Raw genomic sequence first — 7,312 nt, forward strand, 5'->3', positions numbered from 1 at the left:
CCGTCGCGACGCCGCGACGGCGCACGCCCCCGATCGACGGCACCCGCCTGATCCACCAAGGAGCACCACCCATGACGAAGCTGAAGCTCGCCGCGGCAGTCCTCGCCGCCGGCACCCTGCTGGGTGCCTGCAGCGGCACGGGCCAGGAGGAGACCGGCGCGTCCACCGAGACCGGCGACCTGACCTACGCGGTCATCACGCACGCCGCCGCCGGCGACACGTTCTGGGACCGGGTCAAGTCCGGCGCCGAGCGCGCGGGCGACGACTACGGCGTCAGCGTCGACTACTCCAGCTCGAACGACCCGGCCGAGCAGTCCCAGCTCATCGACAACGCGGTGGCCAAGGACGTCGACGGCATCGTGGTGTCGATGGCCAACCCCGAGGGCCTGCAGTCCAGCATCGAGAAGGCCGTCGCGGCGGGCGTCCCCGTCGTGACGATCAACTCCGGCCAGGAGAGCTCGAAGGCGTTCGGCGCCATCACGCACATCGGCCAGTCCGAGACGATCGCCGGCACCGAGACCGGCGAGCAGCTCAAGGCCGCCGGCTGGAAGAACGCCCTGTGCGTCATCCACGAGGCCGGCAACGTCGGCCACGAGGCCCGTTGCAAGGCGGCGGCCGAGGCGCTCGGCGCGAAGATGACCAACCTGCAGGTCGACGGCACCAACGACGCCGAGGTCAAGGCCACGATCAAGGCCAAGCTGCAGTCCGACACGAGCATCGACGGCGTCCTGACCCTCAGCGGCCAGTACGGCATCGACGCGGTCGGCGCGGTCGACGAGGCCGGCTCGCAGGCCCAGGTCGCGACGTTCGACATCACCGAGGACGTCATCACGGCGATCGAGGACGGCTCGATCCTGTTCGCGGTCGACCAGCAGCCCTACGTCCAGGGCTACCTCGGCGTGACCACGCTGTACCTCAAGGACATCAACGGCAACGACGTCGGCGGCGGCCAGCCGGTCAACTCGGGCCCGGCCTTCGTCACCAAGGAGAACGTCGGCCAGGTCGCGGAGTTCGCCAAGAACGGCACGCGCTGACGCATGACCGACGCCTCGCTCACGTCGAGCACCTCGCCGGTCCGCCGCCTGCTCGCCCGTCCCACGACGGGCGCGTGGGTGGCGGCCGTCGTCGTGCTCGTGTTCTTCAGCGTCCAGACCGACACCTTCATGACCGCCGCCGGCGCCGGCGTGTGGCTGGAGTCTGCCTCGCGGTTCGGCATCATGGCCGTCGCGGTGGCGCTGCTCATGATCGGCGGTGAGTTCGACCTCTCGGCCGGCGTCATGACCGGCTTCACCGCGCTGTGGGTGGGCGTCTGCACGACGCAGTACGGGCTCAACGTGTGGGTCGCGGTGCTGCTCTCGCTCGTCGTCGCGCTGGCCGTCGGAGCGCTCAACGGCGTGCTCGTCGTCCGCACCGGGCTGCCGAGCTTCATCATCACGCTGGGCACGTTCTTCGTGCTGCAGGGCGTCGACCTGGCCGTCACCAAGGCGCTCACGGGCGAGGTCGCGATCCAGGGCATGACGAAGGTGCCGTACTACGACTCGGTGCAGCCGATCTTCGGCGGCTCGGTCGAGATCGGTGGCGGGACGTTCTACGTCTCGATCCTGTGGTGGCTGGCGTTCACCGCCCTGGCCAGCTGGGTGCTGCTGCGCACGCGCGCCGGCAACTGGATCTTCGCCGTCGGCGGCGACCTGCCCGCGGCCCGCGCGGTCGGCGTCCCGATCATCAAGACCAAGATCGGCCTGTTCATGCTCACCGCGGGCGCCGGCTGGCTGGTCGGCATGATCTCGCTGTTCCGCACGTCCACCGTGCAGGCGAACACCGGCGTCGGCCAGGAGTTCATCTACATCATCTGCGCCGTGGTCGGTGGCTGCCTCATGACCGGCGGCTACGGCTCGGCGGTCGGCGCGTCCCTCGGCGCGCTCATCTACGGCATGACGTTCATGGGCATCAACGCGGCCCAGTGGGACAACAACTGGCTGCGCACGTTCCTCGGCGCGATGCTGCTCGGTGCCGTGCTCATCAACCTGTGGGTGCGCAAGCAGGCGGAGGCGACCCGATGACCACTCCCTTGATCGAGGTCCGCGAGATCGGCAAGCGCTACGGCGGGGTCACCGCGCTGGAGGGCGTCTCGACGACCGTCCACGCCGGCGAGGTCACCTGCGTGCTGGGCGACAACGGCGCGGGCAAGTCGACGTTCATCAAGATCCTGTCCGGCGCCCACCAGCACACCGACGGCGAGCTGCTCGTCGACGGCGAGCCCACGTCGTTCGCCAACCCGCGTGCGGCGCTGAACGCCGGCATCGCGACCGTCTACCAGGACCTCGCGGTCGTCGGGCTCATGCCGGTGTGGCGCAACTTCTTCCTCGGCTCCGAGCTCACGAAGGGCCGCGGCCCGTTCCGCCGCCTCGACGTCGAGCGCATGAAGCGCGTGACCCTGGACGAGATGGCGTCCATGGGCATCCAGCTGCGCGACGTCGACCAGCCGATCGGGACGCTGTCGGGCGGCGAGCGCCAGTGCGTGGCCATCGCCCGCGCCGCGTACTTCGGCGCGCGCGTGCTGATCCTGGACGAGCCGACCGCCGCGCTGGGCGTCAAGCAGTCCGGCGTCGTGCTGCGTAACGTCGCCGCGGCGCGTGAGCGGGGCCTGGGCGTCGTGCTCATCACGCACAACCCGCACCACGCCTACCCGGTCGGCGACCGCTTCCTGCTGCTGCGCCGCGGGCGCAGCATGGGCGAGTACGCCAAGGCCGACATCACGCTCGAGGAGCTCACCTCGATGATGTCCGGCGGCGCCGAGATGGAGGCGCTGACGCACGAGCTGCAGCGGCCCGGAGCGCCGGTCGTGGCGCCCGCGTCCGACGAGGCCTGAGCGTCGTCTGCCGACAGCGAACAGGCGCGGGTCTCGCGTGTGTTCGGGAGGGTGGCCGTCTAGGGTCGACAACGTGAACCCTGAGACGACACCCCGCATGGCCGCCGACGCCGGCCCCTCGGACCTCGACGGCCACATCTACAACCGTCTGCTGAAGGAGCGCATCGTCTTCCTCGGCTCGGAGGTGCGCGACCAGAACGCGAACGCGATCTGTGCGCAGATGCTGCTGCTGAACGCCGAGGACCCGACGGCCGACATCTTCCTGTACATCAACAGCCCCGGTGGCTCGGTCGACGCCGGCATGGCGATCTACGACACCATGCAGTTCATCTCGAACGACGTCGCGACCGTGGGCATGGGCCTGGCCGCCTCCATGGGCCAGTTCCTGCTCGCCGCCGGCACCAAGGGCAAGCGCTACGCCCTGCCGCACGCGCGCATCATGATGCACCAGCCCTCGGGCGGCATCGGCGGCTCGGCCTCCGACATCCGCATCCAGGCCGAGCAGAGCAAGCTGCTCAAGAAGCAGCTCACCGAGCTGCAGGCTCAGCACACCGGCCAGAGCGTCGAGCAGATCGACCTCGACTCCGACCGCGACCGCTGGTTCACCCCGGCGCAGGCGAAGGAGTACGGCTTCATCGACCACGTGGTCACCCGCGCGGCCGACGTCACGACAGGAGAAGTGCAGTGAGCTACTACATCCCGCAGTGGGAGGAGCGCACCTCCTACGGCTTCCGCCGCATCGACCCGTACGCGAAGCTCTTCGAGGACCGGATCATCTTCGTCGGCACCCCGATCAGCGACGACGTCGCCAACGCCGTCATGGCCCAGCTGCTGTGCCTGCAGCAGATGGACCCCGACCGCGACATCCAGCTGTACATCAACAGCCCGGGTGGCTCGTTCACCGCGATGACGGCGATCTACGACACGATGCGCTACCTCAAGCCGGACGTGCAGACCGTGTGCCTCGGCCAGGCCGCCTCGGCCGCCGCGGTGCTGCTGGCCGCCGGCACGCCGGGCAAGCGCTACGCGCTGCCGAACAGCCGCATCCTCATCCACCAGCCCTACACCGAGGGCACCGGCGGACAGATCTCGGACCTGGAGATCCAGGCCAACGAGATCCTGCGCATGCGTGAGCTGCTGGAGTCGATGCTGTCCGAGGCGACCGGCAAGGACGCCAGCGAGATCAGCCGCGACGTCGAGCGCGACAAGATCCTGACCGCCGAGCAGGCCGTCGAGTACGGCATCGTCGACCAGGTCTTCGACTCGCTCAAGGTGCCGGCCGTCTGAGCCGAGCCACACCGAACGAAGGGCCCCGGACGTCACCGACGTCCGGGGCCCTCGTGCGTCAGACCGCGCAGGGCGCCGCCGCGGTCGGTGCGAGCGCGAGCCCGAACGGTGCCGGACGCCGGTCGTCGCGCACCGCCCAGGTGCCGCCGTCCTGCACGTAGTCGCCCTGCACGTCGCCGGCCACCCAGGCCCGCACCCCGTCGAGCAGCCGCCGCACGTCCGCGGCCGAGCTCGCCAGCCCGACGCTGGCCCGCACCGCGCCGGCGCCCCAGCCGAGCGAGTCCAGGAGCGGGTGGGCGCAGAAGCGTCCGTCGCGCACCGAGACCCCGTGCTCGGCGGCGAGGTAGGCCGCGAGCAGTCCCGGGTCGGTGCCCTCGAGGGCGAAGGTCACCACGCCGACGCGGGCGGCCGAGTCGGGCCAGAGCCGGGCGACGCGCACGCCGGGCACGGCCGAGAGCCCACCGACCAGGTCCTCGACCAGCGCCTGCTCGTGCTGCTGCGCCTCGGCGCCGTCGAGCGCCGCGAGCGCGTCGGCCGCGGCGGCCAGGGCCACCGCGCCGAGCAGGTTCGGCGTCCCGGCCTCGTGGCGGGCGGGGGCGTCCGCCCAGGTGACGTCGGTGGCGGTCACCCGGCGCACGGCACCACCGCCGGCCAGGTACGGGGGAGCGGTGTCCAGCCAGTCGCGGCGACCGACCAGCGCGCCGGAGCCGAACGGGGCGTAGAGCTTGTGGCCCGAGAACGCGACGTAGTCCGCTCCCGTGCCGGCCAGCGAGAAGCGTCGGTGGGCGAGCAGCTGCGCCCCGTCGACGACGACCCGGGCGCCGTGCGCGTGGGCCGTGGCGACGACCGCGTCGAGCGGCAGCGCCTCGCCGGTGACGTTGGACGCGCCGGTGACGGCCACGAGCGCGTGGCCGCCGGCGACCAGGGCCGCCTCGAGCCGCTCCAGGGTCTGCGCGACGGTCGGCGCGGTGGCGAGCGTCTCGACGCCGCCGGCGGCGTCGCGCCACGGGAGCAGGTTGGCGTGGTGCTCGAGGTCGAGCACCAGCACCCGCCCCGGCACGGCCGAGGCGAGCAGGTTGAGCGCGTCGGTGGTGTGGCGCACCAGCACGGTGACGTCGTGCGCGCGGGCCCCGACGAACGCGCCGACCGTCGCGCGGGCGTCCTCGTAGAGGCTCGTGCTGACCTGGGACGCGTAGCCGGCCCCGCGGTGGACGCTCGCGTAGTAGGGCAGGGCCGCGGTGACGCGCTGGGCGACGGACTCCAGCGCCGGGGCGCTGGCCGCGTGGTCGAGGTTGACGTGCCGCACGCGCCGCCCGTCCAGGAGGGGGACGTCGACGTCGGCGCCGACGACGGACAGCAGGGGTCGGGACATGGCAGGGGCCTTCCGCTCGCGCTTGCCCACGCCGGTCGGCGCGGGCCGGGTCGTCACCCGGAGCACCCCGCCGCGAGGGAGGGTTGCCGACCAGCAAGCCGGGGCTGTGCGTCGTAGGACGCCGCTGGTGCTCATGACCTGGGAGGACCCTGCCACGCGCGACACGCCGGACGCAATCGGATTGTGAGACACCTTCCCACGATGTGAGACGAACGCCGAACCGGTTGACGCACCGACACGCTTCACCTCGTCCGGCGGTCGCACCCGCTCCGCCGGCGCGGCACCGGCCCCACCACGGCCGGGCCGCCGGACGAGGAGGAGCACGCACGTGGAGCAGTGGAACCTGATCGGGCTGGGGCTGGCCCTCGGCCTGTTCGCCGGCCTGTACGTGCTGGGCCGGGTGGGCGTCGGCTTCACGACGCGCACCTTCCTGGCGCTGTTCGTGGGCGTCGGGCTGGGCATCGTGCTGCGCGACCACGTCGACTACCTGCGCCCGCTGGGCCGGGTCTACATCAACCTGCTGCTCACCATCGTCGCGCCGCTGGTCGTCGTCTCGATCCTGGCCAGCATCACCGCGCTCGGCTCGACCCGCGCGCTGCGCAGCATCGGCACGCGCTCGGTGGTCTGGCTGCTCGGGCTCAACCTCATCGCGATCCTGCTGACCCTCGGCCTCGCGCTCGAGGCGGGCGTGGGCAAGGGCGCCGACCTGGCCTCCCAGGGTGTCGACACCCGGTCGCTGGACGCGATCAAGAAGCCGTTCTCGGAGGTGTTCATCGGGTTCTTCCCGACCAACGTGGTGGAGGAGGTCGCCGACAACGACATCATCCCGATCATCCTCATCAGCGTCGTGGTGGCGATCGCGTACGCCCTCGTCGCCGAGCGGACGCCCGAGAAGGTGGCGCCGTTCAAGGCGCTGATCGACGCCGCGCGCGAGATCGTCTACCGCGCGGTCGGCTTCGTCATCGCGCTCACCCCCTACGCCGTGCTCGTGCTCACCGCCGTCGCCGCGTCCAGCGCGACCGGGCGCCGCGACCAGCTGCTCTCGCTGCTCGGCCTGCTGGTCGTCTCCTACGTGGCGTGCTTCGCCAGCGCGTTCGTCGTCAACGCGATCGTGCTGCGCGTGGCCGCGGACGTGTCGCCGGTGCGCTTCTTCCGCAAGATCGCCCCCGCGCAGCTGACCGCGTTCACGACTCAGAGCAGCGCCGGCACGCTGCCGCTCACGACCCGCCTGCTCGTCCAGCGCGTGGGCGTGCCCGCGGACGTCGCCGGGTTCACCGCGCCGCTCGGCACGACGATCGGCATGCCCGGCTGCGCCGGCGTCTGGCCAATCGTCCTGGCCGTCTACGCCGTCAACGGGCTCGGCCTGGACTACGGCCTGCGCGACTACGCGCTCCTGGTCGTGCTCGGCCTGCTCGTGTCGGTCGGCACCGCCGGCGTGCCCGGCACCGCGACCGTCACCGCCACGACCGTCCTCACGGCCGCCGGCCTGCCGCTCGAGGTCGTCATCCTCACCCTCCCGATCAGCGCGATCGTCGACATGGCCCGCACGATGAGCAACGTCACCGCCGCCGCGGTCGCCGCGACCGTCGTCGCCCGCCGCGTCGGCCGCCTCGACGACGCCGTGTTCGACGCGCCCGACGCCGACGACACCGAGGACGAGCCCGCCGGCCGTCACGCGGCGTCCTCCAGCCTCCCGTCCGCCCCGGTCACGATCGACCCGTCGGTGCCTGTGGGTGCCTGCGCGATCGACGACCGTCCCGCCACCCCCGCCCGCGCCCGATGAG

The 7,312-nt window shown here is 71.8% G+C and carries 7 protein-coding genes and 1 riboswitch; of the genes, 6 read left to right on the forward strand and 1 reads right to left on the reverse strand.

Annotated elements, in window-relative coordinates:
• Nucleotides 1-71 precede the first annotated feature (71 nt).
• The 5 genes from E0W78_RS13280 (at nt 72) to E0W78_RS13300 (ending at nt 4,156) form a co-directional block, all read left to right on the forward strand.
• Entirely contained in the window at nt 72-1,034 is a 963-nt protein-coding gene (locus E0W78_RS13280) for a sugar ABC transporter substrate-binding protein (protein ID WP_131404429.1), read from the forward strand.
• Between the two features lie 3 nt (nt 1,035-1,037).
• On the forward strand, nt 1,038-2,060 hold the full coding sequence (locus E0W78_RS13285; protein ID WP_131404430.1) for an ABC transporter permease: 1,023 nt from the start codon (nt 1,038-1,040) through the stop codon (nt 2,058-2,060).
• Complete coding sequence (locus E0W78_RS13290) at nt 2,057-2,869, forward strand: ATP-binding cassette domain-containing protein (protein ID WP_131404431.1); 813 nt, start codon at nt 2,057-2,059, stop codon at nt 2,867-2,869. The genes E0W78_RS13285 and E0W78_RS13290 overlap by 4 nt, the downstream gene beginning before the upstream one ends.
• Nucleotides 2,870-2,966: 97 nt before the next feature.
• On the forward strand, nt 2,967-3,557 hold the full coding sequence (locus E0W78_RS13295) for an ATP-dependent Clp protease proteolytic subunit (protein WP_019146047.1): 591 nt from the start codon (nt 2,967-2,969) through the stop codon (nt 3,555-3,557).
• Nucleotides 3,554-4,156, forward strand: coding sequence for an ATP-dependent Clp protease proteolytic subunit (locus E0W78_RS13300; protein ID WP_019146048.1), 603 nt, complete (start codon nt 3,554-3,556; stop codon nt 4,154-4,156). The genes E0W78_RS13295 and E0W78_RS13300 overlap by 4 nt, the downstream gene beginning before the upstream one ends.
• A 58-nt stretch (nt 4,157-4,214) precedes the next feature.
• On the opposite strand, the gene E0W78_RS13305 is transcribed toward E0W78_RS13300, so the two are convergent.
• Nucleotides 4,215-5,528: an aminotransferase class V-fold PLP-dependent enzyme gene (locus tag E0W78_RS13305; protein ID WP_131404432.1), complete on the reverse strand. Its 1,314-nt coding sequence runs from the start codon at nt 5,526-5,528 to the stop codon at nt 4,215-4,217.
• 13 nt (nt 5,529-5,541) lie between these two features.
• Nucleotides 5,542-5,667: riboswitch (SAM riboswitch) on the reverse strand.
• Nucleotides 5,668-5,856: 189 nt separating this feature from the next.
• On the opposite strand from E0W78_RS13305, the gene E0W78_RS13310 reads away from it, so the two are divergent.
• Complete coding sequence (locus E0W78_RS13310) at nt 5,857-7,311, forward strand: dicarboxylate/amino acid:cation symporter (RefSeq protein WP_131404433.1); 1,455 nt, start codon at nt 5,857-5,859, stop codon at nt 7,309-7,311.
• The last annotated feature ends 1 nt before the right edge of the window (nt 7,312 follow it).

Origin of the sequence: Aeromicrobium sp. IC_218 (assembly GCF_004336805.1) — a bacterium.
In the GTDB taxonomy this organism is placed as follows: domain Bacteria; phylum Actinomycetota; class Actinomycetes; order Propionibacteriales; family Nocardioidaceae; genus Aeromicrobium.

Bases quoted from the DNA above. Each gene is read 5' to 3' on its own strand.
- E0W78_RS13280 (WP_131404429.1), top strand. From the start codon at position 72: ATGACGAAGCTGAAGCTCGCCGCGGCAGTCCTCGCCGCCGGCACCCTG.
- E0W78_RS13285 (WP_131404430.1), top strand. From the start codon at position 1,038: ATGACCGACGCCTCGCTCACGTCGAGCACCTCGCCGGTCCGCCGCCTG.
- E0W78_RS13290 (WP_131404431.1), top strand. From the start codon at position 2,057: ATGACCACTCCCTTGATCGAGGTCCGCGAGATCGGCAAGCGCTACGGC.
- E0W78_RS13295 (WP_019146047.1), top strand. From the start codon at position 2,967: ATGGCCGCCGACGCCGGCCCCTCGGACCTCGACGGCCACATCTACAAC.
- E0W78_RS13305 (WP_131404432.1), bottom strand. From the start codon at position 5,528: ATGTCCCGACCCCTGCTGTCCGTCGTCGGCGCCGACGTCGACGTCCCC.